Source organism: Microbacterium zouquanmingi (genome assembly GCF_052266695.1).
In the GTDB taxonomy this organism is placed as follows: Bacteria; Actinomycetota; Actinomycetes; order Actinomycetales; family Microbacteriaceae; genus Microbacterium.
Window position 1 is genome coordinate 49,969 of record NZ_JBQPQZ010000001.1, and the last position, 25,980, is coordinate 75,948.

General features: G+C 66.1%; 28 protein-coding genes. 11 read left to right on the top strand and 17 right to left on the bottom strand.

Annotation, left to right across the window (positions count from 1 at the left end; genetic code table 11):
• The first annotated feature begins 12 nt into the window (after positions 1-12).
• Complete coding sequence (locus ACTU6U_RS00205; protein WP_443467155.1) at positions 13-1,413, top strand: aminopeptidase P family protein; 1,401 nt, start codon at positions 13-15, stop codon at positions 1,411-1,413.
• Positions 1,410-2,021 carry a YdcF family protein gene (locus ACTU6U_RS00210; protein WP_443467156.1) on the top strand — a complete coding sequence of 204 codons (612 nt, stop codon included), beginning with the start codon at positions 1,410-1,412 and terminating at the stop codon, positions 2,019-2,021. The genes ACTU6U_RS00205 and ACTU6U_RS00210 overlap by 4 nt, the downstream gene beginning before the upstream one ends.
• Here ACTU6U_RS00210 and ACTU6U_RS00215 read toward each other — a convergent pair.
• Both ACTU6U_RS00215 and ACTU6U_RS00220 read right to left on the bottom strand, forming a co-directional pair.
• Complete coding sequence (locus ACTU6U_RS00215) at positions 2,018-2,665, bottom strand: alpha/beta hydrolase family protein (RefSeq protein WP_443467157.1); 648 nt, start codon at positions 2,663-2,665, stop codon at positions 2,018-2,020. The two genes, ACTU6U_RS00210 and ACTU6U_RS00215, sit on opposite strands and share 4 nt — an antisense overlap.
• A 2-nt stretch (positions 2,666-2,667) precedes the next feature.
• Positions 2,668-3,288 carry a YflT domain-containing protein gene (locus tag ACTU6U_RS00220; protein ID WP_443467158.1) on the bottom strand — a complete coding sequence of 207 codons (621 nt, stop codon included), beginning with the start codon at positions 3,286-3,288 and terminating at the stop codon, positions 2,668-2,670.
• A gap of 67 nt (positions 3,289-3,355) precedes the next feature.
• Between ACTU6U_RS00220 and ACTU6U_RS00225 the strand changes: the two genes are divergently transcribed.
• Genes ACTU6U_RS00225 through ACTU6U_RS00240 form a run of 4 tightly spaced genes read left to right on the top strand, consistent with a single transcriptional unit; the run spans position 3,356 to position 6,851 of the window.
• The gene (locus tag ACTU6U_RS00225; RefSeq protein WP_443467159.1) at positions 3,356-4,627 is read left to right on the top strand and encodes a magnesium transporter MgtE N-terminal domain-containing protein; all 1,272 of its coding nucleotides are present in this window, start codon (positions 3,356-3,358) and stop codon (positions 4,625-4,627) included.
• Positions 4,627-5,187, top strand: coding sequence for a DUF1003 domain-containing protein (locus ACTU6U_RS00230; protein WP_443467160.1), 561 nt, complete (start codon positions 4,627-4,629; stop codon positions 5,185-5,187). Before ACTU6U_RS00225 ends, ACTU6U_RS00230 begins: the two co-directional genes overlap by 1 nt.
• Positions 5,187-6,335 (top strand): Mrp/NBP35 family ATP-binding protein, encoded by a 1,149-nt coding sequence (locus ACTU6U_RS00235; RefSeq protein WP_443467161.1) that lies wholly within the window; start codon positions 5,187-5,189, stop codon positions 6,333-6,335. The genes ACTU6U_RS00230 and ACTU6U_RS00235 overlap by 1 nt, the downstream gene beginning before the upstream one ends.
• 12 nt (positions 6,336-6,347) lie before the next feature.
• Positions 6,348-6,851: a YcxB family protein gene (locus tag ACTU6U_RS00240; protein ID WP_443467162.1), complete on the top strand. Its 504-nt coding sequence runs from the start codon at positions 6,348-6,350 to the stop codon at positions 6,849-6,851.
• 1 nt (position 6,852) lies between these two features.
• Here ACTU6U_RS00240 and ACTU6U_RS00245 read toward each other — a convergent pair whose 3' ends face one another.
• Positions 6,853-7,260: a twin-arginine translocase TatA/TatE family subunit gene (locus ACTU6U_RS00245; protein WP_443467163.1), complete on the bottom strand. Its 408-nt coding sequence runs from the start codon at positions 7,258-7,260 to the stop codon at positions 6,853-6,855.
• An 80-nt stretch (positions 7,261-7,340) separates the two neighbouring features.
• Here ACTU6U_RS00245 and ACTU6U_RS00250 point away from each other — a divergent pair, with 80 nt between their 5' ends.
• Positions 7,341-7,976: an O-methyltransferase gene (locus ACTU6U_RS00250; protein ID WP_443467164.1), complete on the top strand. Its 636-nt coding sequence runs from the start codon at positions 7,341-7,343 to the stop codon at positions 7,974-7,976.
• Between the two features lie 63 nt (positions 7,977-8,039).
• Here ACTU6U_RS00250 and ACTU6U_RS00255 read toward each other — a convergent pair whose 3' ends face one another.
• The 3 genes from ACTU6U_RS00255 to dapE form a co-directional block, all read right to left on the bottom strand.
• The gene (locus ACTU6U_RS00255; protein ID WP_084595462.1) at positions 8,040-8,207 is read right to left on the bottom strand and encodes a DUF3117 domain-containing protein; all 168 of its coding nucleotides are present in this window, start codon (positions 8,205-8,207) and stop codon (positions 8,040-8,042) included.
• A gap of 113 nt (positions 8,208-8,320) precedes the next feature.
• A complete protein-coding gene (locus ACTU6U_RS00260) occupies positions 8,321-9,490 on the bottom strand; it encodes a hypothetical protein (RefSeq protein ID WP_443467883.1) in 1,170 nt (389 codons plus the stop codon).
• A 41-nt stretch (positions 9,491-9,531) separates the two neighbouring features.
• A complete protein-coding gene (gene dapE, locus ACTU6U_RS00265; protein ID WP_443467165.1) occupies positions 9,532-10,602 on the bottom strand; it encodes a succinyl-diaminopimelate desuccinylase in 1,071 nt (356 codons plus the stop codon).
• Between the two features lie 51 nt (positions 10,603-10,653).
• Here dapE and dapD point away from each other — a divergent pair, with 51 nt between their 5' ends.
• Together dapD and ACTU6U_RS00275 are read left to right on the top strand one after the other, a co-directional pair.
• On the top strand, positions 10,654-11,595 hold the full coding sequence (gene dapD, locus ACTU6U_RS00270) for a 2,3,4,5-tetrahydropyridine-2,6-dicarboxylate N-succinyltransferase (protein ID WP_443467166.1): 942 nt from the start codon (positions 10,654-10,656) through the stop codon (positions 11,593-11,595).
• A gap of 227 nt (positions 11,596-11,822) precedes the next feature.
• Positions 11,823-13,286 (top strand): DEAD/DEAH box helicase, encoded by a 1,464-nt coding sequence (locus tag ACTU6U_RS00275; protein ID WP_443467167.1) that lies wholly within the window; start codon positions 11,823-11,825, stop codon positions 13,284-13,286.
• Positions 13,287-13,377: 91 nt separating this feature from the next.
• Here the strand turns inward: ACTU6U_RS00275 and ACTU6U_RS00280 are convergent, their stop codons facing one another.
• The 7 genes from ACTU6U_RS00280 to typA all read right to left on the bottom strand — a co-directional run bounded on the left by ACTU6U_RS00280 (position 13,378) and on the right by typA (position 19,857).
• Positions 13,378-14,673: a citrate synthase gene (locus ACTU6U_RS00280; RefSeq protein WP_417508250.1), complete on the bottom strand. Its 1,296-nt coding sequence runs from the start codon at positions 14,671-14,673 to the stop codon at positions 13,378-13,380.
• A 185-nt stretch (positions 14,674-14,858) separates the two neighbouring features.
• Entirely contained in the window at positions 14,859-15,971 is a 1,113-nt protein-coding gene (dapC, locus tag ACTU6U_RS00285) for a succinyldiaminopimelate transaminase (RefSeq protein ID WP_443467168.1), read from the bottom strand.
• A gap of 3 nt (positions 15,972-15,974) precedes the next feature.
• Entirely contained in the window at positions 15,975-16,295 is a 321-nt protein-coding gene (gene fdxA / locus ACTU6U_RS00290) for a ferredoxin (RefSeq protein ID WP_443467169.1), read from the bottom strand.
• Positions 16,296-16,304: 9 nt separating this feature from the next.
• The gene (locus ACTU6U_RS00295) at positions 16,305-16,724 is read right to left on the bottom strand and encodes an MFS transporter (RefSeq protein WP_443467170.1); all 420 of its coding nucleotides are present in this window, start codon (positions 16,722-16,724) and stop codon (positions 16,305-16,307) included.
• Between the two features lie 38 nt (positions 16,725-16,762).
• Positions 16,763-17,077: an AzlD domain-containing protein gene (locus tag ACTU6U_RS00300; protein ID WP_443467171.1), complete on the bottom strand. Its 315-nt coding sequence runs from the start codon at positions 17,075-17,077 to the stop codon at positions 16,763-16,765.
• Positions 17,074-17,811 carry an AzlC family ABC transporter permease gene (locus ACTU6U_RS00305; RefSeq protein WP_443467172.1) on the bottom strand — a complete coding sequence of 246 codons (738 nt, stop codon included), beginning with the start codon at positions 17,809-17,811 and terminating at the stop codon, positions 17,074-17,076. Before ACTU6U_RS00305 ends, ACTU6U_RS00300 begins: the two co-directional genes overlap by 4 nt.
• A 132-nt stretch (positions 17,812-17,943) precedes the next feature.
• Complete coding sequence (typA, locus tag ACTU6U_RS00310) at positions 17,944-19,857, bottom strand: translational GTPase TypA (protein WP_443467173.1); 1,914 nt, start codon at positions 19,855-19,857, stop codon at positions 17,944-17,946.
• Between the two features lie 102 nt (positions 19,858-19,959).
• Between typA and ACTU6U_RS00315 the strand changes: the two genes are divergently transcribed.
• Both ACTU6U_RS00315 and ACTU6U_RS00320 read left to right on the top strand, forming a co-directional pair.
• On the top strand, positions 19,960-20,709 hold the full coding sequence (locus ACTU6U_RS00315; RefSeq protein WP_443467174.1) for a CPBP family intramembrane glutamic endopeptidase: 750 nt from the start codon (positions 19,960-19,962) through the stop codon (positions 20,707-20,709).
• 163 nt (positions 20,710-20,872) lie between these two features.
• A complete protein-coding gene (locus ACTU6U_RS00320) occupies positions 20,873-21,814 on the top strand; it encodes a type IV toxin-antitoxin system AbiEi family antitoxin (protein ID WP_443467175.1) in 942 nt (313 codons plus the stop codon).
• Between the two features lie 84 nt (positions 21,815-21,898).
• Here the strand turns inward: ACTU6U_RS00320 and ACTU6U_RS00325 are convergent, their stop codons facing one another.
• The 4 genes from ACTU6U_RS00325 to ACTU6U_RS00340 are packed head-to-tail and all read right to left on the bottom strand — an operon-like array spanning position 21,899 to position 25,953.
• Positions 21,899-22,450, bottom strand: coding sequence for a PH domain-containing protein (locus ACTU6U_RS00325; protein ID WP_443467176.1), 552 nt, complete (start codon positions 22,448-22,450; stop codon positions 21,899-21,901).
• On the bottom strand, positions 22,447-24,093 hold the full coding sequence (locus tag ACTU6U_RS00330; RefSeq protein WP_443467177.1) for a dipeptide ABC transporter ATP-binding protein: 1,647 nt from the start codon (positions 24,091-24,093) through the stop codon (positions 22,447-22,449). The genes ACTU6U_RS00325 and ACTU6U_RS00330 overlap by 4 nt, the downstream gene beginning before the upstream one ends.
• Positions 24,090-25,034 (bottom strand): ABC transporter permease, encoded by a 945-nt coding sequence (locus ACTU6U_RS00335; RefSeq protein ID WP_443467178.1) that lies wholly within the window; start codon positions 25,032-25,034, stop codon positions 24,090-24,092. Before ACTU6U_RS00335 ends, ACTU6U_RS00330 begins: the two co-directional genes overlap by 4 nt.
• Positions 25,021-25,953 carry an ABC transporter permease gene (locus ACTU6U_RS00340; protein WP_443467179.1) on the bottom strand — a complete coding sequence of 311 codons (933 nt, stop codon included), beginning with the start codon at positions 25,951-25,953 and terminating at the stop codon, positions 25,021-25,023. The genes ACTU6U_RS00335 and ACTU6U_RS00340 overlap by 14 nt, the downstream gene beginning before the upstream one ends.
• Positions 25,954-25,980: the final 27 nt, after the last annotated feature.

Consider the following 25,980-nt stretch of genomic DNA (forward strand, 5'->3'; position numbering starts at 1 on the left):
GAGACTGGGGGTATGAGCACTGCAGAGAACGAAACGATCGAAGAGGCGCCCGTGACGACGAACCGCAAGCAGCCGTTCCCTCGTGGCTTCCTCGACACGATCTCGACCGGGTGGGCTGAGCGCCCCGAGTCCCTCCCTGCCGCACGCGCACAGGCGGCGTTCGCGGCGGCCCGTCGCGCAAAGGTCTCCGAGGCATTTCCCGGCAAGCGCCTCGTCATCGAGGCCGGCTCTCTCAAGCAGCGCAGCAATGACACCGACTATCCCTTCCGCGCGCACTCGGCATTCGCCCACCTGACGGGCTGGGCTGCGGACTCCGAGCCGGATTCCGTGCTCGTGTTCGAGCCGACTGATGCCGGTCACGACGTCACCCTCTACTTCCGCGAGCGCGCCGACCGCACCACGACCGAGTTCTACGCGGATGCCACAGTGGGCGAGTTCTGGATCGGACCGCGTCCGTCAATCGCCGACGTCGCCGCAGATCTCGCGATCGCCGCCGACCATCTCGCGGTATTCGCTGCGACCGATGAGGACGTGACGCTGGCCGACACCGAACTCGAGCGCTTCGTCTCAGAGCTCCGCCTGATCAAGGACGAGTATGAGATCGCCGAGATGCGCAGGGCCGTCGAGGTCACCGCACGCGGCTTCGACGACATCATCCAGGCTCTGCCGGATGCCGCCCAGCACTCGCGCGGCGAGCGCGTCGTCGAGGGCGTCTTCCACCGCCGCGCCCGTGAGGACGGCAACGGTGAGGGCTACGACACGATCGCGGCCTCCGGCCCGCACGCCTGCTACCTGCACTGGACGCGCAATGACGGCTCGGTGGTCCCCGGCGACCTCATCCTCGTCGATGCCGGCGTCGAGGCCGACAGCCTGTACACCGCCGACATCACCCGCACGCTCCCGGTGAACGGAACGTTCTCCGACGTACAGCGTCGCGTGTACAACACGGTTCTCGAGGCCGCGGATGCCGCGTTCGCCGCGGCCCGCCCCGGTGTGCGCTTCCGCGAAGTGCACGAGGCGGCGATGGCCGTCATCGCGAAGCGGACCGCCCAATGGGGTGTGCTTCCGGTCACCGCTGAAGAGGCTCTGGACGAGGGCGCCGGTGGCCAGCACCGCCGGTACATGGTGCACGGAACCTCGCACCACCTCGGCATCGATGTGCACGACTGTGCGCAGGCTCGTCGCGAGATGTACTACGACGGCATCCTGGAGGCAGGCATGGTCTTCACGATCGAGCCTGGTCTGTACTTCCAGATCGACGATCTCACCGTTCCCGAAGAGCTCCGCGGAATCGGCGTGCGCATCGAGGACGACATCCTGATGACCGAAGAGGGTCCGGTGAACCTCTCGGCCGACATCCCTCGCACCGCAGAGGATGTCGAGGCCTGGATCGCCAAGGGCCGTACGGTTTGAGCGGTTCCCGTCGCGTCACCCGCCGGTTGTTCTGGGCGGGTTTCGCGGCGTACGCGGCGTTCGCCACCTGGGCAGAGCTCGTGCACTGGCGTTCGAGCTATCTGATGCTGGGGCCGCATGCTCTCGATAGGAGTCTCGCCGCAGGCACCGAGGCTGTCGTCGTGCTCGGCTACGGCAATCATGAAGAGCGTGCGAACTTCATCAATCGCTACCGCGTGCGTGCCGGCATCCGCTCGCTGAACCGCACTGCCGACAGCACACTCATCTTCTCCGGCGGGACGGTCGAGGGCGACACCCCTGAGGCCGTCGTGATGGAGAGATTCGCCCGCGAGGAACTCGGGTACACCGGACGCATCCTGCTCGAAACGGAGAGCCGTTCGACGTGGGAGAACATTGAGAACGTGATTCCGATGATCGAGCAGGCGGATGCGATCAAGATCGTCTCGAACTCTCCACACGCAGAAGTCGCCCGCGAATACCTCTGGCAGCAGCGGCCAGATCTCGCTGAGCGGCTCGTCCGCGCGGACGAGCACCGCTTCGGAGAGATCGTGCCGATGAAGATCGGCGCTTCCTTGCGTTTGCTGCTCTTCCGCTGGCAGCACCGCTAGCTCGCGGCGAACTCCTCGACGAGCGGGGCGAGCGAGGCACCGATCTCGTGCGCTGAGCGCTTGTGCCCCTTCACTTCGAAGGAGTGCCCTCCCCCATCGATCCATGCGATGCGGGCGTTCTGGCACGCCGCCACAGCTTCCTCGAGCTGTACAACTGGCTGAACGAAGGGATCGTTCGTCCCTTCGATGAACAGCTGCGGCGCAGCGATCACCGGAAGATGCTCCACGCGCGGCTTATCGGGGCGCCCTGGCGGATGCAACGGGTACCCGAGATAGATCAGCCCGTCGACCTCAAGCCCCTCGGCCGCCGCCATCGAGGCCATCCGTCCGCCATAGGACTTCCCGGCTGCCCAGATCGGATGCTCCGGCGCAAGTGCGCGCGCACACTCCACGGCAGCGAGCCAGGTCGCGATCGCGTGAGCTGCGGGCCCCGGCATCCGCCTGCCCTGCTCACGGTAGGGAAAGTTGAATCGGAGGGTGGAGAACCCGAGGTCGTTCAGGGCGTCGGTGAATCCGACGAGGAACGGATGCTCCATCCCTGCGCCTGCGCCGTGTGCCACGAGCACCGTGCCGCGACCGGCACCTTCAGCCCACTCTGTCGAGATCGACACCGCACCCTTCGGGAACTCGACGTCGAAGGGCATCTTCAGCTCTCGCTGTCGTCGCTCTTCTTCGCAGGTTCCTCGGCCGCAGGCTGCGGTGCTGCCTCCGTGGGCTCAGAGGTCTGCTCTCCGGGTGCGATCCGCTCACCGTAGCGAGGAGGTTCGTCCAGATCCACCGGAGGCCGGACGACCTGCGTGCGCGTTCCCGTGCCCAGCACCTCACGCGCTTTGGCGAGCGAGTCCGGGAGAACGGTCACCTCGTAGTGGTCTGCCGCCATCTGTGTGACGCTCGCGAAATCACGACGACGTCGCACGATCGCGAAGGTGACGAGGCTCATGATCATGCCGATGGCCACCCCGATGAACACGAAGCCGACGAACAGCTGGATCGGAGCATCCGGGTTGCCGATCACGAGAATCGCTGAGAGCAGCAGGCCGATGAGCACGCCGTTGACGGCACCGGAGCGGGCCGCGGTCGCGTAGCCGAGCTTGCCGGTGACGCGCTCGATCGTGCGCACCCCCTGGCCGACGATCGCGATATCGCGCGCAGGAACCTCACCCGCGATCAACGTCGACACCGCCTTCTGCGCGGCTTCGTACTCGCGGACCGAAGTCACGGGCTCGCCGACGGTCGTACTGCTCGCCGGACGGTTCAACATGCTCATGCCCCCATTGTTCCATGAGAGGCCCCGACCAGCCCGAGTTCAGCGGTGCGTGGACTACGCTGGACGCGTGAGCACACAACGGGTTTTCGTCGCGCGCCTGGCAGGCTGCGCCGTCTTCGACCCCGTGGGCGACCGGCTCGGCAAGGTCCGAGATGTCGTCATCGTGTATCGAAGTACCGTCGCCCCGCGAGTGATCGGCCTGGTCATCGAGATTCCCGGTCGCCGCCACGTCTTCATGTCGATCGGCAGGGTGACGTCGATCCGCGCGGGGCAGGTGCTCACCACCGGCCTCATCAATGTGCGCCGGTTCCAGCCGCGCCCCGGTGAGGTGCGCGTGCTCGCCGAACTGCTCGGACGCCGAGTCGAGCTCACCGACGGCAGCGGCAGCGCCGTGATCGAAGATGCCGCGATCGAACCCAACCGCCTGGGCGAGTGGAGCGTCAGCCAGCTCTTCCTGCGCAAGCCCAAGACGAGCGCTTCTCCGTTCGCGAAGGGCCCGACGACGTTCGCTGCGTGGAACGAGGTCGCAGAGAAGCGCGCACCCGGGGAGTCGCAGTCCGCCGAACAGCTGGTCGCCTCGTACTCCGAGCTGCACGCCGCTGACCTCGCGACGACACTCCTCGATCTGCCGCAGCGACGCATGATCGAAGTCGCCGAAGAGCTCCCCGATGACCGGCTTGCCGACGCGCTTGAGGAGATGCCAGAGGACGAGCAGGTGCACATCCTCGACGGGCTCGGCGACGAACGGGCCGCCGACATCCTCGATCACATGGAGCCGGACGACGCGGCGGACCTGCTCGCGCAGCTTCCCAAGAAGCGCCTCGAACAGCTTCTCGACCTGATGGAGCCCGAAGAGGCGGAGGACGTCCGCACCCTGCTCAGCTATGGTCCAGACACCGCCGGTGGCCTCATGACGACCGAGCCGATCATCCTCTCCGCCGACGCCACCGTCGCCGAGGCCCTCGCGCTGATCCGCCGCCACGAACTGCACCCGGCCCTGGCAGCGGCGGTATTCGTGACCCTGCCTCCGTTCGAGACGCCGACGGGGCGCCTGCTCGGCGTCGTGCACTTCCAGCGGATGCTGCGCTACCCGCCCCACGAGCGTCTCGGCGCGATCGTCGACGAGACGATGGAACCGATCTCGGTGACGGCATCCGCTGCCGAAACGGCACGCCTGCTCGCCAGTTACGACCTGGTGTCGCTGCCCGTCGTGGATGCCGCCAGTCGGCTCGTCGGCGTGGTCAGCATCGACGACGTGCTCGATTACCTTCTGCCCGATGACTGGCGCACGCACGATGCCGGCGATACGGGCGCTGTGACGACGGAAGGTTCGCGATGATGGCCAAGAGCGACCGTTCCGGCCTCGATGCTCCCCTCGGACGCGGCACGGCCCGGCAGAAGACCACCGACCGCGACCGCTTCGGACGGTTCACGGAGTGGGTGGCACGCGCCATGGGCACGCCGACCTTCCTCCTTCTGCTGACGCTGTTCTGCCTCCTGTGGATGGTCTACACGGTGACTGCGGAGGCGAACGGCTGGTGGCGCTTCGATTCGGCGGCCCTTGGGTTCACCGCTCTGACGCTGATCCTTTCGCTGCAGGCGTCCTATGCCGCACCGCTGATCCTGCTCGCGCAGAATCGCCAGGACGACCGCGACCGCGTGCAGATCGAGCAGGATCGGCAGCGCTCCGAGCGCAACCTCGCCGACACCGAGTACCTCGCTCGCGAGATCGTGGCGCTGCGCATGTCGCTCGAGGAGCGCAATTCGCAGGCGGTGACGCGCGACGTACTGCGTCAGGAGCTGCGTGCGCTTCTTGCAGACCTCGATGAAGAGCATGGCGCTGACGACACCAGCCCGCGCACCGGTCCCCTCTCGACCAGAAACCATCGGGCACGCTGATGAGCCTCTCAGATCGTGTGCGCCAGGCGGTAGCCGCGGTGACGGACCCCGAGCTTCGCAGGCCGATCGGCGACCTCGACATGGTGCGCGACATCAGCGTCGACGATGGTCATGCCCATGTCGGAATCGTGCTGACGATCGTCGGATGCCCCGCGGCTGCGCACATCGAATCCGATGTCCGTCGCGCCGCGGCATCCGTCCCAGAGGTCACCGACGTCACGGTCGAGGTCGGGGTCATGACTCCGGCTGAGCGCAAAGCGCTCACCGAGAAGCTGCGTGACGGACGCCCACCGCGCCAGATGCCGTTCGGCGCTGACTCGCTCACGAGAGTCATCCTGGTCTCGAGCGGCAAGGGCGGGGTCGGCAAGTCCACGATCACCGCGAACCTCGCCGCCGCTCTCGCCGCCAAGGGCCTTGCCGTCGGTCTCATCGACGCCGATGTGCACGGCTTCTCCATTCCAGGGCTCCTCGGTATTCCGACCGGCACCCAGCCGACCCGCATCGACGACCTCATGCTGCCGCCCGTCGCGCACGGCGTGAAGACGATCTCGATCGGCATGTTCCTCCGCGACGGCGAGGCCGTTGTGGCCTGGCGCGGCCCGATGCTGCACCGCACTGTGCAGCAGTTCCTCACTGACGTCTTCTTCGGCGATCTGGACGTGCTCCTCATCGATATGCCGCCCGGCACCGGCGATATCGCGATCTCGGTCGGTCAGATCCTGCCGCACGCCGAGGTCATCGTGGTGACCACTCCGCAAGGGGCGGCATCCGATGTCGCGATCCGCAGCGGGCTCGTTGCGCGGCAGACCGGTCAGCACGTGATCGGCGTCGTCGAGAACATGGCCGCCTTCACGCTCCCCGACGGCACCGTGGTCGATCTCTTCGGGTCGGGCGGCGGCGCAGAAGTCGCCGCAGCCCTGTCGCAGCCAGACGAGGGCGATGAGGTCCCCCTGCTTGCGTCTGTACCGCTGAGTGCCGCGCTGCGCGTCGGAGGAGACGCGGGAGTCCCGATCGTCCTGAGCGACCCTGAGGATGCCGCGGCGCAGTCGATCATTCAGCTGGCAGATCGTCTCTCGCACCGCACCCGGGGGCTCTCAGGGCGGTCCCTGCCGATCTCGCTCTCGCGAACCGCCGCATCCGAGTCGTGAAAGACTCGTGAGGTGACTGCCGATTCCACCTCTCGCTCCGTTGTCATCGATGCGGAGCTGCTGCGCGGCATGACCCGGGATGCCACGATCTTCACGCTCACCCGGCCTCTCGCGATCATCGCCTACACCGCGCTGATCGCCGCGTTCATCGTGAATGCCGCCGTGCTGGGAATGATCAGTCCCGCAGACGAAGAGCAGCGCACGAGCCTGACGCTGACGCTGGTGGCGATCGCCGCGCTGATCGTGGCGTCGATCATCTTCACGAGAGCATCGAACCGTCGAGCGATCAGCACGGCGATGCCCTCTGGCTCGTCCGTGCGCGCCGAAGTCCGCGAGGAGTCGATCGTGGTGGCATCGAAACGGGGCGTCTCGGACATGCCGTTCACGACGTTCCGCACGGTGCGGGTCGGACGTCACGCCGTACTGCTGCTCCTGCGCGGAACGTCCGTCGTCACCGCAGTGCCGCGCGTTCTGCTGAGCGAGACGGGTGTCGCGCAGCTCAAGTCGAAGATCTGACTCAGGTCGCTTCAGCGTCGAACGGCGGCGGCGAATCGCGAGTGAAGTCCGGTCTGACCCGCGGCGCTCGAGAGGCGACTGCACTCGTGGCCGGCGCATCGGCCTGCACGGCTGGCGCAGTGGCGACTGATACGGCTGCCGCCGGTGCCGGGCTCTCCTCGAGAAGCGCATCGCGGATGATGCGGCGCGGATCGTACTGACGCGGATCGAGCTTGCGCCAGTCGACTTCGTCGATCTCAGGACCGAGCTCGTCGCGCATCCGCGACTTCGTGTCTCGCAGGTACTCACCGGCCTTGCGGACGAACTTCGCGAACGCCTCAGCGGCCTTCGGGAGTCGCTCAGGACCGATGATGACGGCAGCGATCACCCCGATGAGAAGAATCTTCTCGAACGTGAGCCCGAATTCCATGTACACAGGCTACCCGCCGCGCCTGCGGGCGATGAACACCACGGGCGAATACCCTGGAAGTAGCACCCGAGGAGAAACCCATGAGCGAGAACGACGCCAACGCACGCTACATCCGCGAGGCGATAGTCGAACCCGCGCACATCGCGCGAGCACGCACGCACGCACGAGAACTCGGTGTCGCGTCGATCAGCGCGGCCGTCGGCGCCCAGCTCGCCGTGCTCGCCGCTGCGACGAACGCTCGATCGATCGTCGAGATCGGCACCGGAGCCGGAGTTTCCGGGCTGTGGATGCTGCGCGGAGCGCCCCAGGCTGTGCTCACGTCGATCGACAACGAGCCAGAGCACCTCGCGGCCGCCCGACGCAGCTTCACCGAGGCGAAGGTCCCCTCGACCAAGGCACGCTTCATCACCGGACGCGCAGCCGATGTGCTTCCCCGTATGAACGAGGCCTCCTACGACATCGTGCTTGTCGACGCCGACCCCGAGAACGTCATCGAGTACGTCGAGCACGGGCTGCGGCTCGCGCGCGTCGGCGGCATCGTCGTCGTGCCCCGTGTGCTCGCCGGCGGAAAGGCTGCCGATCCTGTGCAGCGCGACGCCGTCACCAGCGCTTACCGCTCTCTGGTGCAGGAGACGCAGGAGTCACCCGCCGTGCTCGCGGCCATCTCCACAGTCGGCGAAGGACTGCTGCAACTGGTCAGCATCCGCACCGCGTAGCGTCGCGCGAACACAAAAGGGGTGGTGGATCATCGATCCACCACCCCTTTGTTGCTCAGGCGCTCAGCTCACGACGCCCGCGAGGACGTCATGCAGCTCCTTCGCCTCGGCATCGTTCACGGAGACGACCAGTCGGCCGCCGCCCTCGAGGGGTACTCGCACGATGATCAGTCGTCCCTCCTTCACGGCCTCCATTGGTCCGTCACCGGTTCTCGGCTTCATCGCTGCCATCGTGGCTTCCTTTCCTCGCTGGTATGCATCAAGTTTATCGGTAGACTCCCGCCTCGGCATTCGCACGGGAAGAAAGCGTCATGAACGATGCGTATCGTCGACGTCCGCCGGCTCTAGGGAACCTGCCAGTACGTATTCCCCAGGGCGTACATGTGGAATATCCACACCCACTGCCCCAGCAGACACGCCGCGAGAACCGCCAGTCGGTACAGCCGTGATCGCGGTACAGCGAGCGCTCCCACGAGAGGCGTGAGCGGCAGCAGCAGCCGGAACGTGCTCGATTGCGGGAAGAAGACGGCTAGTAGGTACAGAAGGTAGCTCGCACTCCACAGACGCAGGTCGGCGCCGAGTCGCCGCACCTGCGCAGTGAACAGCGCGAGCACCATCGCCACGACGATCAGCACGAGGGCGACGATTCCGAGCCACCCCGGCATACCCCACTGCGAGAACCAGAATTGCGCCGCCTGCACCCACCCGTCGAATGGGATGAAGGCGCTCTCGCCGATCCCCCAGTTGCGTCGCCAGGAAAGTTCGGTGGCCAGGTACGCCCCAGGGTCGCCGGTGACGACGCCGGCGATGACCTGCCACAAGAATCCGGTGGCGGCGGCGAGCAGGCCGAGCGCGACAATGTGCACGATCTCGCGGGTGGGAAGCGGGTCACGTCGCCGGTTCACCCAGCGCAGGATGCCGTAGAGCGCCAAGTACAGCGAGAATGCGAGTATCCCCGGGCGGGTGAAGGCCATCACGGGGATCACAAGGTAGAGCCAGCCGAAGCGACGCCTCGCCACGAGGTCAAGACAGATCAGCAGCAGCAGGACGAACAGCGTCTCGGCGTAGCCGACCTGGAACAGCGCCGCGAGCGGCCCCCAGGCGAAGAATGCCACCGACCACAGTGCAGCCGATGAACCGATGCGTCCTCGCAGCAGGCGGTGCAGCATGACGCAAGCGAAGAAGCCGGCGACCAGTGAGATCAGCAGCGCACCGGCGCCCCACGACCCGAACGGTGTGCCGATGACCTGTGCGGCGTAGGCGTACACGGGCATGAAGGCCCAGGCGTTCTCAGCGACCTGCCCTGCCTCGTTGAGGGGCAGTGTCTGCGGATATCCCTCCCAAGCGACCAGCCAGTACCACTGGGCATCCCAGCCGACGATGAAGCTGCCGATGCTCGCATCCGCGCCGAAGCGTGAAGCGGGCCCTGACAGCGACGCCGCCAACGCAAGGAAGCCGAAGGTCACGAGGCGCCCTGCCACGTAGATGACCGCGATGCGAGCGATGATCGGCATCTTCGCCCACCATCGCGCCACAGCGAGCGCCGCAGGAGCCACTATGCGGTGAGCCAGGCCCGCAAGCCCCGCTCGACAGCGTCGATCTGGGCGAGCGGCACCTGCTCCTCGTCGTGGTGAGCCAGGTGCGGGTCGCCGGGACCGTAGTTCACCGCGGGGATGCCCATCGCACTGAACCGCGCCACATCAGTCCAGCCATATTTCGGTCGGGGCTGCGCGCCGACGGCGGCGACGAACTCCTGAGCGATCGGCGCATCGAGCCCTGGACGGGCTCCGTCTGCGGTATCCGTGATCTCGATTTCGAAGCCTTCGAGCACGCCCCGCAGATGCGCCTCGGCATCTGCTGCGCTCTTGCTCGGGGCGAAACGGTAATTGACCTCGACCTCGCAGAGATCGGGGATGACGTTTCCGGCAACGCCTCCGGTGATGCGCACGGCGCTCAGACTCTCGCGGTAGGTGAGGCCCTCGACCTGCACCTCTTTCGCACGGTACTCCGCCAGGCGCGCGAGGATCGGGGCTGCGGCATGGATCGCGTTCTCGCCGATCCATGCTCTGGCGCTGTGCGCACGCACGCCCTTCGTGCGGACGATCGCGCGCAGGGTTCCGTTGCATCCGCCCTCGACCTGCCCGTTCGACGGTTCGCCGAGAATGGCGAAGTCCGCCTGGAACAGATCTGGGTGGTCGGCCGAGAGCAGGCCCAGTCCGTTGAGGGCTGCGGCGACCTCTTCGTTGTCGTACCACATCCAGGTGATGTCGACCACGGGCGCGGTGAGCTCTGCCGCCAGCTTCAGCTGCACCGCAACGCCACCCTTCATGTCGACGGTTCCGCGACCCCACAGGTGCGGTTCGCCATCGACGTCAACGACGCGCGTGGGCACGTTCTCGTTGATCGGCACGGTATCGATGTGCCCGGCGATCACGACGCGCTGCGCGCGGCCGAGGTTCGTACGCGCGACGACCGTGTTTCCGTGACGAAGGATCTCGAGATGGTCCAGTGGCGTGACGGCGGCTTCGATCGCGTCGGCGAGCGCGACTTCGTCCCCTGACACACTGGGGATGTCGCAGATCGCACGGGTGAGATCGACAGAGGACGCAGTCAGATCGAGCAGCATTCCTCCACCCTACGGCGCAGGCGCCCCACCGGTGACCGGTAGCGTTGACGTATGAGCGACGCGCGCACTGCATGGGGTATCGGCCTGACCACGATCGCCGGTGACGACACGGTTCTCGACGCCTGGTACCCGCACGTGGGTAGTGGCGAGCTCCCCACGATCGACCTCACCGATCTCGAAGCACAAGCAGGCCACGATGAGCGCAGGAACGTGCGGACTGAGGTCGTCCAGCTGCAGATCGACCTCGACGCGTCTCCCTCTTCCACGGCTGATGCCTATCTGCGTCTGCACGCGCTCTCGCACCTTCTCGTGCGCCCGAACGAGCTGAACCTCGACGGCATCTTCGGACACCTCCCCAACGTGGCCTGGACGAACGCCGGCCCCATGCATCCGGACGATGCAGCACGCCTGCAGGCGCAGCTGCGCCGTCACGGCATCCAGGTGCAGGGGCTCGACAAGTTCCCCCGGCTCACCGACTACGTGCTGCCGACAGGCGTGCGGATCGCGGATGCCTCGCGCGTGCGCCTCGGCGCGCACCTCTCCCCCGGCACGACAGTGATGCACGAAGGCTTCGTGAACTTCAACGCCGGAACGCTGGGCGCATCCATGGTCGAGGGGCGCATCTCGCAGGGCGTCGTCGTCGGTGAAGGCAGCGACATCGGCGGCGGAGCATCCATCATGGGCACCCTTTCAGGAGGCGGCACCGTGCGGGTCTCGATCGGTCAGCGCACCCTACTCGGCGCGAACGCAGGTCTCGGCATCGCTCTCGGCGATGACTGCATCCTCGAAGCGGGCGTCTACATCACAGCCGGCTCGAAGGTCGTACTCGCTGACGGTCCGGCCTCCGCCGATGGCGGCAAGACCGTCGTGAAAGCCGCCGAGCTCTCCGGACGCAACGGCCTCCTGTTCTGGCGCAACTCCCTCACCGGTGCGATCGAGGCGAAGCAGCGCCGCGGAGTGGGCGTCACGTTGAACGAGACCCTGCACGCCTGACCCTTCTGCCGGCGCACGAACCGCTCTCAGCTTCACTCTGCTAGGCTTGTGCGGTTGCCCGGCATCGGGTGACTGCGTCGTCGACACGGGGTCCTCCCGGACCACAGCGAGCAGAACTGCTCCCCACCAGTTGGCGTTTCGAACGGCGAACCTCTGCGCACTTCCTGTGCGCGGTCGCCCACCCCACTATTCACGCGTGAATTGTCACGCGTTCACGGAGTATCCCTATGACTACTTTCCTCGACCTCGGCGTGCCCGCACGCCTGGCAGACGTTCTCGCCGCCGACGGCAAGACTGAGGCCTTCGCGATTCAGCGCGACACGCTTCCCGACTCCCTTGCAGGTCGCGACCTGCTCGGCCGCGGCCGCACCGGCAGTGGCAAGACCATCGCATTCGCCATCCCCCTCGTCGCACGCCTGACTGATTCGGGTCGCAAGAGCCGCCCCGGCCACCCGCGCGGCCTCATCCTCGCGCCGACCCGTGAGCTCGCCACCCAGATCGCCGCAGTCGTCGCCCCTCTCGCCGAGGCCGTCGGTCTTCGCGTGACCACCGTGTTCGGCGGTGTCAGCCAGCGCCCGCAGGAGCAGGCGCTGCGCAGCGGCGTCGACATCGTCGTGGCGTGCCCCGGCCGCCTGGAAGACCTCATGAAGCAGAAGGTCGTCTCGCTCGACTCGGTCGAGGTTGCCATTCTGGATGAAGCCGACCACATGGCCGATCTCGGCTTCCTGCCCGGCGTCACCCGCATTCTCACCGCCACGCCCTCCGGCGGACAGCGTCTGCTCTTCAGCGCAACGCTGGATCGCGGCATCGACTCGCTCGCCAAGCGCTTCCTCTCGAACCCGATCAGCCACGAGGTCGACGAGTCCAGTGTTCCGGTCGGCGAGATGACCCACCGCGTGCTCGTCACCACCAGCACTGAGCACAAGACGGTGCTCGTGCGGGAGCTTGCCTCCGGCACTGGCCGCCGAATCATGTTCACTCGCACCAAGCACCAGGCGAAGAAGCTCGCCAAGGTGCTCACCGCAGCGGGAATTCCCGCCGTCGACCTGCACGGCAACCTGTCGCAGAACGCCCGTGAGCGCAACCTCAGCGCGTTCTCGGCTGATCCCGCAGACGGCGGCGTGCGCGTGCTCGTTGCGACCGACGTCGCAGCCCGCGGCGTGCACGTCGACAACGTCGACCTCGTCGTTCACGTCGACCCGCCCATGGAGCACAAGGCGTACCTGCACCGCTCGGGCCGCACGGCTCGCGCGGGTGCTGCCGGCACCGTCGTCACCGTTGTTCTTCCCGAGCAGCGGCGCGACGTGAAGGATCTGCTGCGCAAGGCGCAGATCGTAGCCGAGCTCGAGCAGGCAAACTCCACCATCGTCGATGAGCTCGTCGGCGAGCGTGCAGCGCACGTCAAGCCCGCTCCGGTGCAGCCGCAGCAGCGCCAGCAGCCGAAGAAGCCTCGCCAGCCTCAGCAGGGTGGCGCTCCGGCATCCGGATCGCCCGCACAACGCCGTCGTCGCCCGCAGGGCCAGGGCGGTCAGGGGCAGGGGCAGGGCGGCCAGGGGCAGCCTGCAGGTCAGGGGCAGCGCGCAGGCGCATCCCAGCGCTCCGGCGGCCAGCGCCCCGGCATCCAGGTCGGACAGCGCGTCGACAACCGTCGTCCGCGACGCGCGCAGGGCGGCAGTTCTCAGGGACGCTGAGCCCCACGCGAAAGCCCCGGATCTCTTCCTTCAGGAAGCGATCCGGGGCTTTTCGTCATTCGCCGCGCATCCCGTGGATGGCGACCGGTGATCAGCGGGTCGGGAACTGGCGCTCCGGGGATCCCGTGTACAGCTGCTGCGGGCGACCGATCTTGGTCTGCGGGTCGAGGTTCAGCTCGCGCCACTGCGCGAGCCAGCCAGGGAGGCGTCCGATCGCGAACAGCACGGTGAACATGCGAGTCGGGAAGCCCATGGCCTTGTAGATCACGCCGGTGTAGAAGTCGACGTTCGGGTACAGGCGACGCTCCTTGAAGTAGTCGTCTGCGAGAGCGATCTCTTCGAGCTCCTTGGCCAGGTCGAGCAGCGGGTCGGTGACACCGAGCTCGCGCAGCACCTCGTCGGCGGCTTCCTTGACGAGCTTGGCGCGCGGGTCGTAGTTCTTGTAGACCCGGTGGCCGAAGCCCATGAGCTTGACGCCCTCTTCTTTGTTCTTGACCCGCTCGACGAAGCGCGCCACGCCCTGACCCGAGTCGCGGATCTCGGCGAGCATGCTCAGCACTGCTTCGTTGGCACCGCCGTGCAGCGGGCCGGAAAGGGCCTGAATGCCCGCAGAGATCGATGCGAACTGGTTCGCACCGGTGGAGCCCACCAGACGCACCGTCGAGGTCGACGCGTTCTGCTCGTGGTCTTCGTGCAGGATCAGCAGCAGCTCGAGCGCCTTCGACATGACCGGGTTGATCTCGTAGGGCTCGGAGTGCACACCGAAGTTGAGCTTGAGGAAGTTGTCGACGAAGCTCAGCGAGTTGTCGGGGTACAGGAACGCCTGACCGGTGCTCTTCTTGTGCGCGTACGCCGCGATCACCGGAAGCTTGGCGAGCATGCGAACCATGTTCAGCTCGACGTGCTCGGGGTTATTCGGGTCGGTCTGGCCCTCGTAGTAGGTCGAGAGGGCAGCGACGGCCGACGACAGCACCGACATGGGGTGGGCCGTGTGCGGCAGCGCGGAGAAGAAGTGCTTGAGATCTTCGTGAAGAAGGGTGTGACGACGAATGCGGTCGTCGAAGTTCGCCAGCTCATCGGCAGAGGGCAGTTCACCGTAGATGAGCAGCCAGGCGACCTCGAGGTACGTGCAGTTCTTAGCGATCTGCTCGATCGGGTAGCCGCGGTAGCGCAGGATGCCCTGGTCACCGTCGATGAATGTGATGTCGGACTTGGTGGATGCGGTGTTGACGAATCCGTAGTCGAGTCCGGTGTAGCCGGTCTGCTTGGTCAGCGTCGAGAAGTCGATGCTGTCTGCACCCGCCGTGCTGCGCAGGAGGGGGAATTCTGCCTTGGTCTCACCGATTGTGAGAGTCGCCTTGGCCTGCTGGTCTCCCGCTGCACTCACGCGGTCCTCCTTGTACGTGTCCGCGAACCGCTGGCTTGAATCTTCCAGTCGGTCGCATTTGATCGAGGGCGATGCACGGCGCCGAGCACCTGGCCGGGGACCGACCGAATCGCCTTTACAGCCTAGTCGCCAGATCGGCCTACTGTGACATCGACCAAGGGATGCCTACAATCCACGGTGGGAACCTACAGAGCTTCGCCCCGCAGGCGCCGTGCGCCTTCGGCGATGCGCTCCAGCGGAGCAGTGAGAGACAAGCGCACATGCTGCGAAGCATCCGCCCCGTAGAAAGGCCCAGGCCCCGCGAGGATGCCGAGGTCGGCGAGCCTGCCCATCGATTCCCAGGCGTCTCGTCCTTCGGTGACCCAGAGATACAGGCCTGCCTCGGAGCCATCGATTCGGAAACCCGCGTCCTCGAGAGCAGGACGCAACAGGTCACGGCGTTCGCGATACAGCTCTTTCTGCACGGCGACATGCTCGTCATCGCTCAGAGCCGCGATCATCGCGTGCTGCACGGGAAGCGGCGTCATGAGGCCGAGGTGCTTGCGCGGCGTGAGGATCTCGGCGATCACCCGCGCACACCCCGCGACGAAAGCCGCACGGTAGCCGGCGAGATTCGACTGCTTGCTCAGCGAGTAGACGCTCAGCAGGTTGCGGCGCGAACCACCGGTAACCCGAGGGTCAAGGACAGATGGCACCGGCTCAGTCGCCCACTGGCCGTCCCAGCCGAGCTCGGCGTAGCACTCATCGCTGGCAAGCACCGCTCCGAGTTCGCGCGCGCGGCTGACGGCGGCTGCGAGCTCATCGACGGTCCACGTGCGCCCATCCGGGTTTCCCGGGGTGTTGATCCAGATGAGTCTGGTGCCCTCTGGCCACAAAGCGGGATCGTCCTCTGCGACCGGTGTCGCACCGACGATGCGCGCACCGACCTCGTAGGTCGGATATGCCACCCGGGGGAAGACGACGATGTCGCCGGCGCCGAGCCCGAGGAGCGTCGGCAGGAGTGCGACGAGCTCTTTCGAGCCCACGGTCGGCAACACGTTCTCAGGTGTGAGACCGGGCACTCCCCTGCGCCGCGCGTACCAATCGGCGATCGCCTCTCGCAGAGCGGGAGTGCCGATGTTCTGCGGATAGGAGTGCGCGTCAGTGGCTTCGGCGAGAGCTGCGCGGATCACATCCGGGGTCGGGTCGATCGGCGAGCCGATGGACAGGTCGACGAGGCCCTGGGGATGCTGCACCGCACGCTCCCGGAATGGGACCACCGCATCCCAGGGATAGTCGGCGAGATCCTTGACCCCCACGGACTACTCGCCCTGGGGAGGAAGCGCTGCGACGATCGGGTGATCGTACTTGATGACACCGATCTTGGCGGCGCCGCCTGGGGAGCCGATCTCGTCGAAGAACTCGACGTTCGCCTTGTAGTAGTCGGCCCACTCTTCGGGCAGGTCATCTTCGTAATAGATCGCCTCGACGGGGCAGACCGGCTCGCAGGCACCGCAGTCGACGCATTCGTCGGGGTGAATGTAGAGCGAGCGCTCTCCCTCGTAGATGCAGTCAACGGGGCACTCGTCGATGCAGGCGCGATCCTTGACATCGACGCACGGAAGGGCGATCACATACGTCACCCCTTCAGTCTACGACTCGTTTCGCTCGGCGGGCGTCAGTGTCGGCGCCGCTGCCGGGGTCTGCACTCGGGAAGGAAGCCGATCAAGGCTCGGCCAGGCGATCACGAGCAGCGCGATGCCGCAGATGAGGAAGATCCAGATCAGTCCGACGGGAGTGTTCGGGACGATGACCGACCCACCAGGACCCGGGCCCGAGATGATCAGCAGCATTCCGATCATTCCGATCGCTGTCGCCACTGCTGCTCCGCGATCATGCGTGAGGGTGCGCACCGCGACGAGGAGCGCCGCACACGCGATCCCGCCGACGATGAGGCCGACGGGCACAACGCCCCACATCAGGCTGTGCGCGATGGTCCCTGCCGTCCCGTAGACAGCGCCGACGAGCGCGGCGGCGATCCAGGAGAGGGTACGAGACAACCAGTTGGGCACGCACCGATCTTACGCGTCCCGCGCGTGTGCGCCGTGGCTCAGACTGCCCAGCCGATCAACCGCAGCCCCGCCGCGACGGCCGCCGCAGCGATGACCACGACGAGAAACGACTGCCGCAGGTACAGCAGGCCCGCGGCGACGAGCACAGCGGGAACCCGAGCATCCACCACGATGTGCTGGCCTGCACCGAGAGTCTGCACGGCGACGAGAGCCGCCAGCAGCGCGACCGTCAGCAGGTCAGAGATGCGCGCGGGGCGCGGCGCCTCCAGCAGATGCGCCGGGATCAGGTAGCCGAAGGCCTTCAGCGCCGCACAGACGCAGGCGGCGAGCAGCACCGCGCTCCACACACTCATGCGCTCGCCTCCGCGCTGACCGACGGCTTCTCATCGCGGCCCAGCCAGTTGAACCAGCCGACGACGATGGCAACGACTGCGGCCACCAGCACCGGCAGCCCAGGCATCAGGAAAGGTGTGAGCGCAGCGGCGATCACTGCCGCCGCGACGCCGACCGCGATCGCCTGGCGCTGTTTGAGCCGTGGCCACAGCAGAGCGAGGAACGCTGCGGCGGCCGCAGCATCCAGGCCCCACGATTTCGGGTCGCCGAGCACATCGCCGAGCAGCGCGCCCACGAGAGTGGTGATGTTCCAGCCGATGAAGACGCCGACGCCGGTGATCCAGAAGCCCAGCCGTCGCAGCGGCGGGGTGTTCTGCGAGATCGCAACAGCGGTGGATTCATCGATCGTGACCTGCGCTGCCGCCATCCGCCGGAAGAAGCCGGGGCCGATGGTCGGCGACATCCGCATGCCGTAGGCCACGTTGCGCACTCCGAGCAGTGCGGCCGAAGCGATCGCAGACGGGAGCGCCGAGATGCCCCCTGCGCCGAAGACGCCGATGAAGGCGAACTGCGATCCCCCGGTGAACATCAGCAGGCTCAGTACGCACGTCTGCCAGACATCGAGACCGGATGCTACCGCCAGAGCCCCGAACGAGACCCCATAGGCGCTCGTCGCTATCGCGACGCCCAGCCCTTCGCGCCACACCTCGCGACGGCCTAGTACCGCTTCGGCAGGCCGCTTCGATAATCGCATGGTGATCATTCTGCCCGCTCCCGGCGCATCTCCTGTAACGCGTCGAGGCCCCCACCTAGCATCCACGCCCCCTCCTAGCAACGTCTGCTGCTGGGGGCGTCGACGACAAGTGGGGGCCTCGACGAGTGCAGGTTACGCGTTGGCGTCCTGACGCTTCATGCGCGAAGTCTCGCGACCGCGAACGGTCTGGTCGAGAATGACCTTGCGAATGCGAATCGCCTCGGGGGTCACCTCGACGCATTCGTCGTCGCGAGCGAACTCAAGGCTCTCCTCCAGCGTCAGCTGGCGCGGCGGCGTCATCGACTCGAAGGAGTCCGAGCTCGCGGCACGCATGTTCGTGAGCTTCTTCTCCTTCGTGATGTTGACGTCCATGTCGTCGGCACGAGAGTTCTCGCCGATGACCATGCCTTCGTAGACTTCCTGCGTCGGCTGCACGAAGAACGACATGCGCTCCTGCAGAGCGATCATCGCGAACGGGGTGACGACACCCATGCGGTCAGCCACGATCGAGCCGTTCTGGCGCGTCGTGATCTGACCTGCCCATGCGTCGTAGCCGTGCGAGATCGCGTTGGCGATACCGGTACCGCGAGTCGTCGTCATGAACTCGCTGCGGAAGCCGATCAGACCGCGCGCCGGAACGATGAACTCCATGCGCACCCAGCCGGTGCCGTTGTTGATCATGTTGTCCATGCGGCCCTTGCGGTTCGCGAGGAGCTGCGTGATCGCGCCGAGGTGCTCTTCCGGTGTGTCAATGGTCAGGTGCTCGTACGGCTCGTGAACCTTGCCGTCGACCTGCTTCGTGACCACCTGCGGCTTGCCGACGGTGAGCTCGAAGCCTTCGCGGCGCATGTTCTCGACGAGAATCGAGAGCGCGAGCTCGCCACGGCCCTGGACTTCCCAGGCGTCCGGGCGTCCGATGTCGACGACCTTCAGCGAGACGTTACCGATGAGCTCGCGGTCGAGGCGGTCCTTGACCATGCGTGCGGTGAGCTTGTGCCCCTTGACCTTGCCCATGAGCGGCGAGGTGTTGGTACCGATCGTCATCGAGATCGCCGGATCATCGATCTCGATCTGCGGGAGCGGACGGACATCTTCGGGGTCGGCGATCGTCTCGCCGATGGTGATGTCTTCGAAGCCCGCGATAGCGACGATGTCGCCGGGGGCTGCGGACTCTGCCGGGTAACGCTCGAGCGCACGCGTCTTGAGCAGCTCGGTGATGCGCGCGTTCTGGTGAGTGCCGTCAGCACGCACCCAGGCCACGGTCTGGCCCTTCTGGAGCGTGCCGTTGAAGACGCGCAGGAGCGCCAGGCGGCCGAGGAACGGGCTGGAGTCGAGGTTGGTGACCCAGGCCTGCAGAGGCGCCTCGTCGTCGTAGGACGGAGCCGGGATGTGCTCGAGGATCGCACCGAAGAGCGGCTCGAGGTCGTCGTTGTCGGGCAGGGTGCCGTTCTCGGGACGGTTGAGGCTGGCAGCGCCTGCACGGCCGGACGCGTAGACGACAGGGACGTCGAGCAGTGCGTCGACGTCGAGGTCGGGCACGTCCTCCATGAGGTCGGATGCCAGGCCCAGAAGCAGGTCCTGCGCTTCGGCCTCGACCTCGACGATACGTGCGTCGGCGCGGTCGGTCTTGTTCACGAGGAGGATGACCGGCAGCTTGGCCTCGAGTGCCTTGCGCAGCACGAAGCGGGTCTGCGGCAGCGGACCCTCGGAGGAGTCGACGAGAAGAACAACACCATCGACCATGGACAGGCCGCGCTCGACCTCACCGCCGAAGTCGGCGTGGCCGGGGGTGTCGATCACGTTGATCGTGATCTCCTCGCCACCGGCGTGCTCACCCTTGTAGGTGATCGCCGTGTTCTTCGCGAGGATCGTGATGCCCTTTTCGCGCTCGAGGTCGTTCGAATCCATGGCGCGCTCATCGACGTGAGCGTGCTCGCCGAAGGAGCCCGTCTGACGGAGCATCGCGTCGACGAGAGTGGTCTTGCCGTGGTCGACGTGCGCGACGATAGCGACATTGCGGAGGTCAGAGCGAAGGGCGTGCGCCATGCAAGTTTCCTAAAAGGGGTTTTGGGATGCGCCGGGATGCCGACGGTCCAGGATATCGCATGCTCGCTGAACGCTCGCCGACCGCTCCCGTAACATCGGGTTGTGACCCCTGAAGCCTCGCGCGTGCGCACCTGGTGGGAGATCGCCATCGTGCTCGCGCTCGGGCTCGGCGAATCGGCGATCTACGCGATCGTGCAGCTTACATATCGACTGACGGATGCGACGCCTCTGGCCGATCAGACGACGACGCTGAACCCCTCCCGCAGCGACCGTGAGGTCTTCGACCTCATCTATCAGGTGCTGGGGATCGGGTTCTCGATCGTGCCGGTGCTGCTGGTCTGCTTCCTGGTGTGGCAGAACACCCGACCGCACCTGGGGAGTCTCGGACTCGACGGCACGCGCGTCGGGCACGACATCGGGCGCGGTGCGCTGCTCGTTCTCGCCATCGGCATCCCTGGCATCGCCCTCTATGTCGCCGGCCGGATGCTGGGGCTCTTCGTCCTCGTCGATCCGGGTGGGCTCGACCAGCACTGGTGGACCGTTCCGATCCTGATCCTGTCGGCCGCACGCGCCTCGATCATGGAGGAGTTCGTCGTTCTCGGCTACCTGTTCTTACGGCTGCGTCAGCTCGGCTGGAGCATCTGGCCGATCATCATCGCGACCAGCGTGCTGCGAGCGAGCTATCACCTGTATCAGGGGCCAGGCGCCTTCATCGGAAACCTCGCGATGGGCCTGCTGTTCGGCTGGCTGTTCGCCCGGACGGGGCGCCTGCTGCCGTTCCTGGTCGCGCACTTCCTGATCGACGCCGCGGCGTTCGTCGGCTACCCGCTCGTCGCGCCGCTTCTCCCCTAGCGCGCAAGCCTGCAAAACCACGCCGAGACCGCGGCGGATCGCGCGCGTCTCGGCGTGGTTTTACAGGTTCAGTGCGGGCACCACTCGTCCTGCACAGGTGAGGAACACCCTGTGCACCTGTGGACAGCACAGAAGCGGCTGGCCTATGTGAGAACTTGGCCAGATGCAGATCCTGCCAAGCCCCCTGCCTCTCGTCCTCTCTCGCGACCAAGGCGTCAGCCATACGGAACGCGGATGGCGCGCAGGCACGCTGACGCGTCTCGCTCGCGGCGTGTATGTCGAGACTGAACCGTGGAGAGCGCTTCCTCCGTGGGAGAAGTATCTCGTCCGGGTTCACTCGGTGATCGCGGTCGACCCTCGTCGAGTGATCTGCCACGAATCGGCGGCGGCGCTGCTGGGTGTATTGATCGCTTACCCCAGCCGCCCCGTGCATGTGCTCGCTGGCGAAGGTTCGTCACGGGAGTACCGTGGTGTCCGCACGCACGTATTCGTCGAAGCGCGCGAAATCATCAGCATCGATGGCATCCGTCTCACATCGCCCTCCGCGACGGCCGTTGACATTGCCCGTACCCGTCCACCCGCCGAGGCGCTGGCGTATGCCGATGCACTGTTGCGCGTCGATTCCACGATCATCCCCGAATCACTCGGCGCCCTCAACGAGGCACTCGCCTCCGGGCGCGGACGGCGCCAGGCTTGTTGGGCGCTGGAGCACGCGACTGGGATCCCGGAGAGCGTGCTGGAGTCGGCAAGCGTGGCAGTGATGGAATGGCTGGGCTACGAAGCACCCACTCTCCAACAGGAGTTCTATTTTGAAGGACAGCTCGACCGATGCGACTTCTATTGGAAAGACGCAGACGTCATCGGCGAGGCCGACGGTGATACGAAATACTCGGCCGATTCAGGCGATCCGACGGCGGCGATCATCAAAGAGAAGAGCCGTGAGAACAGACTGCGGCGCAACACAGCGGGTCTCGTGCGCTGGGGATGGCGCGAGCTGCACGAGATCGATCCCGTTGATGCAGCGCTTCGCTCGGCGGGGTTGCAACCCGTACGCCCTCGCGACACGATGCGTCTGGCGAACTTCAGCCCGTTGGGCCGAGACTGACGCGCAAACCTGCAGAACCACGCCGAGACCGCGGCGGATCGCGCGCGTCTCGGCGTGGTTTTGCAGGTTCGAGGGGGGAACGGGTCAGCGGGTCGCGAACACGGCGACAGCCGCCCAGACCACGAGCACCGCAAGAGCGATGATGGATGCCCAGTCCCAGGTACGGACGACGACAGCATCCGGTTGGATTTCCGCATCCAGACGAAGGCGTTGCATCCGCGCGATGCCGTCTTCGGCCGTTTCGTTCCCGTCCTCGCGCGTCCGCTCGGGGCCGATCCTTCGCGGACGTGAGCGGGCAGGGCTGCCGAAGCAGCGCACGACGACGCCATCATCCAGCGTCAGCTCGAGCTGCCAGCGCATGGCGATGCGCTTCACCCTGCTCCATGGAATCCAGGTGCGATGAAGAAGGTTCTGCACGTGGACGCCGCTGCGGTCGGCGCGCACGTCAGACGCGATCCCCACCACGTAGACCGCCCAGAGGACCAGCAGCATCCATGGTGCGAGAAGCAGCGCTTGGGCGCCCCCCGATCGGACGGCTGCGTCGATCAGCAGTGCTGCCGCGACCAGCGCACAGAGCACGAACAGGACGACCGACCCGGTGACTCGAAAGACCCGGGCCGGTCGAGCTTCCCTCATCCGCTGACGCCACCCAGAGGCAAAGTTGCTCCGGGGATGGCATCCAGCAGTCGGCGGGTGTACTCCTGCTGAGGATTGCTGAAGATATCGTCGACCGTACCCTGCTCGACGATGCGTCCCTGCTCCATGACGCACACGAGGTCTGCTGCGACACGAACGACCGCGAGGTCGTGGGTGATGAACAGGTACGTCAGGCCGAGGTCGCGCTGCAGGTCGGAGAGCAGGTGCAGGATCTGATCCTGCACGAGAACATCCAGCGCAGAAACGGCCTCATCGAGAACCACGATGTCCGGCTTCAGCGCGAGCGCACGCGCGATCGCAACGCGCTGGCGCTGGCCGCCCGAGAGCTCGTTCGGGTAGCGCCAAGCGAGTTCCTGAGGCAGAGCCACCTGCTCGAGCAGGTCGAGCGAGCGCTGGTGCTGCTCGTCGCGCGTGCCGATGCCGTGCACATGGAGCGGCTCGGAGATGAGACTGCCGATGCTGCGCAGCGGGTCGAGCGAGCCGTACGGGTCCTGGAACACCGGCTGCATACGACGACGCAACCGGAACACATCCGACCGCGACATCGTGCTCGTCGCCAGCCCGTCTATGAGGATCTCACCGTCGGTCGGCTTCTCCAGCTGCAGGAGCATCTTCGCGACCGTGGACTTGCCCGAGCCGGACTCCCCCACGAGCGCCAGCGTCTTGCCGCGCGGAATCGAGAAGGAGACGTTGTCGACTGCACGGAAGTTCTCGTGACGCAGGCCACCGGTGCGGATCGAGAATTCCTTGACGAGGTCACGCACCTCGACCACAGCCGGAGCGTCCTCGTTCACCTGCATGGACCGCCCCGTGAGCCCGATGCGCTTGGATGCCAGGCTGGGGGCAGCCGCGACCAGTCGCTGGGTGTACGGGTGACGCGGATTCGAGAGGATCTCAGCGCTCGCACCGGCTTCGACGATCTCGCCCTGGTTCATCACGAGGATGCGGTCGGCGCGCTCGGCGGCGAGTCCGAGATCGTGCGTGATCAGCAGCACGGAGGTGCCGCGTTCGCTGGTGAGAGTTGCGAGGTGATCGAGGATCACTCGCTGCACCGTGACATCGAGCGCGCTGGTGGGCTCATCGGCGATGAGCAGTTTCGGGTCGGCTGCGAGGCCGATTCCGATCAATGCACGCTGCCGCATACCTCCGGAGAACTGATGCGGGAACTGGTGCATGCGCCGGGCTGCATCGCTGAGGCCGGCCTGAACGAGAACCTCGACCGCACGGTCGTGCACCTCGCGCCGTCCCCGGGCGAGCCCGTTCGCTCGCACAGCTTCCTTGACCTGGAAGCCGATCGACCACACGGGGTTGAGGTTCGACATCGGGTCCTGCGGGACGTAGCCGATCTCACGCCCGCGGATCCGCTCCATCGCATGTCGGCTCGCCTTGGTGAGATCCTTGCCGTTGAGCTCGATGCTCCCCGCGGTCACTTCACCGGTGCCAGGCAGCAGGTCGATGATCGCGGCGGCCGTGGTCGACTTGCCGGAACCCGACTCACCGACGATCGCGAGCGTCTCACCCTCGAGGATGTCGAAACTCACGCCGTGCAGGACCTCGCGCGACTTCTTGCCGCTGCGGAACGCGACCTTCAGGTCACGGATGCTGAGAAGCGGTGCATTCATCGCTGTGCCCTCGCCTTCGGATCGACGGCGTCGCGCAGCAGCTCGCCGAGACTGATGAATGCCAGCACAGTCACCGTCAGCGCGAGCGACGGCCAGAACAGCGCCATAGGTGCTGTTCTGATGCTGGTCTGAGCCTGGCTGATGTCGTTGCCCCACGACATCGTGCTGCCGCCGAGACCGACACCGAGGAACGAGAGCACGGACTCTGCGACGATTGCCGCGGCGAGGCTGAGGGTTGCGACCACGATGACCGGTGCCATGGCGTTGGGCAGCACGTGGCTCAGCAGCGTGCGGAATCGTGAGAGACCCACAGCTTCTGCGCCCATCACGAAATCGGCCTGTTTCACGCGGAGCACCTCAGCGCGCATAATTCTCGCCGTCGACGCCCACGCGAACCCACCGATCGCGAATGCGAGCACGATCTCGTTCCGCACCGGCATCACAGACATCACCACGATCGCCGCGATGATGTACGGGATCGTGAAGAAGATGTCGCCGATGCGCGAGAGCAGCGAGTCGAGCCAGCCGCCGTAGAATCCGGCGAACGCGCCCATGATCACGCCGAGGACCGTGCTGATCAGCGTGGCGAGCAGGCCCACCACCACTGAAGTGCGCGTTCCCCAGATGATCCGCGAGTACACGTCACACCCCTGGCGGGTGAAGCCAAGGGGGTGCCCGGCCTCCGGCCCGCCGTTGCTCTTCGCAAGTTCGCAGCCGTTGTTGGGAGCGACGTTCGTGAACAGTCCCGGCCACAGCGAGACGATCACCACGAGCAGGACGAACGCTGCGGAGATCCAGAACAGCGGGCGGCGGCGCAGATCGCGCCAGGCGTCGAGCCACAGGTTACTGCGCTTGGCATCGATGCGGACGGCGTCGACCGCAATCGACGTCGTGTCGACGGGAGCGACGTAGTGCTCCACGTTCGCGTCAGGACGAGACATAGCGAATCCTCGGGTCGAGCAGGCCGTAGATCAGGTCCACGACGATGTTGATGAACACATAGACAACGACGAACACCGTGACGAACGAGACGACTGTCGGGTTCTCGCCTCGAATAATCGCCTGGTACAGCGTGTTTCCGACGCCAGGGACGTTGAAGATGCCCTCGGTGACGGTGGCGCCGACCATGAGGATGCCGAACACCGTTCCGAGGTCGGTGACCATCGGGATCAGCGAGTTGCGAAGAACGTGCACGGGGATCACACGTCCACGCGACAGCCCCTTGCTGTATGCGGTGCGCACCCAGTCCTGGTTCAGCGTCTCGATCGTGGAGCTACGGGTCAGGCGCATGCTCGTCGCGTAGACGCTGAGCCCGAGGACTATGGCGGGAAGCCAGAGATCACCCCAGTCGTTGCGCGCACCGACCGTCGGTCTGAACCACCCCAGCTGCACTGCGAGGAAGTATTGCGCGAGGAACGCGAGCACGAAGATCGGCACCGCGACGAAGATGAGCGCGAGCACGAGCATCGAGTTGTCGAAGATCCCGCCCTTGCCGAGGGCGGAGAACAGTCCGATGACGATCGCGAGCCCGAACGCGATGACGATGGCCATCACCGCGAGACGCAGCGTGACGGGGAACGTCCTGGCCAAGATGTCGCTAACCGGTTGGCCCGAGAAGCTGATGCCGAAATCGAGTCGGAAGATTCCGGCGATGTAGTAGAAGTACTGCACGATGAAGGGCTGATCGAGGTGGTACTGCGCGCGCAGTCTCTCGAGAAGCGCCGGGTTGGGCTGTCGGTCACCGAACAACGCCGCGATCGGGTCGCCGGGCATTGCAAAGACCATGAAATAGATCAGCAGGGTGGCGCCGAAGAACACCGGGATCGCCTGCAGGATCCGTTTGAGGATGTAAAGAGCCACCCTCGACCTCCGTTCAGATACGGGCCG

Excerpts from the sequence above, each read along its gene's own strand:
- ACTU6U_RS00275 (WP_443467167.1), top strand. The coding sequence starts at position 11,823 with ATGACTACTTTCCTCGACCTCGGCGTGCCCGCACGCCTGGCAGACGTT.
- ACTU6U_RS00305 (WP_443467172.1), bottom strand. The coding sequence starts at position 17,811 with ATGCGATTATCGAAGCGGCCTGCCGAAGCGGTACTAGGCCGTCGCGAG.
- ACTU6U_RS00245 (WP_443467163.1), bottom strand. The coding sequence starts at position 7,260 with ATGGAATTCGGGCTCACGTTCGAGAAGATTCTTCTCATCGGGGTGATC.
- ACTU6U_RS00300 (WP_443467171.1), bottom strand. The coding sequence starts at position 17,077 with ATGAGTGTGTGGAGCGCGGTGCTGCTCGCCGCCTGCGTCTGTGCGGCG.
- ACTU6U_RS00255 (WP_084595462.1), bottom strand. The coding sequence starts at position 8,207 with ATGGCAGCGATGAAGCCGAGAACCGGTGACGGACCAATGGAGGCCGTG.
- ACTU6U_RS00235 (WP_443467161.1), top strand. The coding sequence starts at position 5,187 with ATGAGCCTCTCAGATCGTGTGCGCCAGGCGGTAGCCGCGGTGACGGAC.
- ACTU6U_RS00330 (WP_443467177.1), bottom strand. The coding sequence starts at position 24,093 with ATGAATGCACCGCTTCTCAGCATCCGTGACCTGAAGGTCGCGTTCCGC.
- dapE (WP_443467165.1), bottom strand. The coding sequence starts at position 10,602 with ATGCTGCTCGATCTGACTGCGTCCTCTGTCGATCTCACCCGTGCGATC.
- ACTU6U_RS00250 (WP_443467164.1), top strand. The coding sequence starts at position 7,341 with ATGAGCGAGAACGACGCCAACGCACGCTACATCCGCGAGGCGATAGTC.
- ACTU6U_RS00205 (WP_443467155.1), top strand. The coding sequence starts at position 13 with ATGAGCACTGCAGAGAACGAAACGATCGAAGAGGCGCCCGTGACGACG.
- ACTU6U_RS00325 (WP_443467176.1), bottom strand. The coding sequence starts at position 22,450 with ATGAGGGAAGCTCGACCGGCCCGGGTCTTTCGAGTCACCGGGTCGGTC.
- ACTU6U_RS00230 (WP_443467160.1), top strand. The coding sequence starts at position 4,627 with ATGGCCAAGAGCGACCGTTCCGGCCTCGATGCTCCCCTCGGACGCGGC.
- typA (WP_443467173.1), bottom strand. The coding sequence starts at position 19,857 with ATGGCGCACGCCCTTCGCTCTGACCTCCGCAATGTCGCTATCGTCGCG.
- ACTU6U_RS00220 (WP_443467158.1), bottom strand. The coding sequence starts at position 3,288 with ATGAGCATGTTGAACCGTCCGGCGAGCAGTACGACCGTCGGCGAGCCC.
- ACTU6U_RS00320 (WP_443467175.1), top strand. The coding sequence starts at position 20,873 with ATGCAGATCCTGCCAAGCCCCCTGCCTCTCGTCCTCTCTCGCGACCAA.
- dapD (WP_443467166.1), top strand. The coding sequence starts at position 10,654 with ATGAGCGACGCGCGCACTGCATGGGGTATCGGCCTGACCACGATCGCC.
- ACTU6U_RS00215 (WP_443467157.1), bottom strand. The coding sequence starts at position 2,665 with ATGCCCTTCGACGTCGAGTTCCCGAAGGGTGCGGTGTCGATCTCGACA.
- ACTU6U_RS00260 (WP_443467883.1), bottom strand. The coding sequence starts at position 9,490 with ATGCCGATCATCGCTCGCATCGCGGTCATCTACGTGGCAGGGCGCCTC.
- ACTU6U_RS00335 (WP_443467178.1), bottom strand. The coding sequence starts at position 25,034 with ATGTCTCGTCCTGACGCGAACGTGGAGCACTACGTCGCTCCCGTCGAC.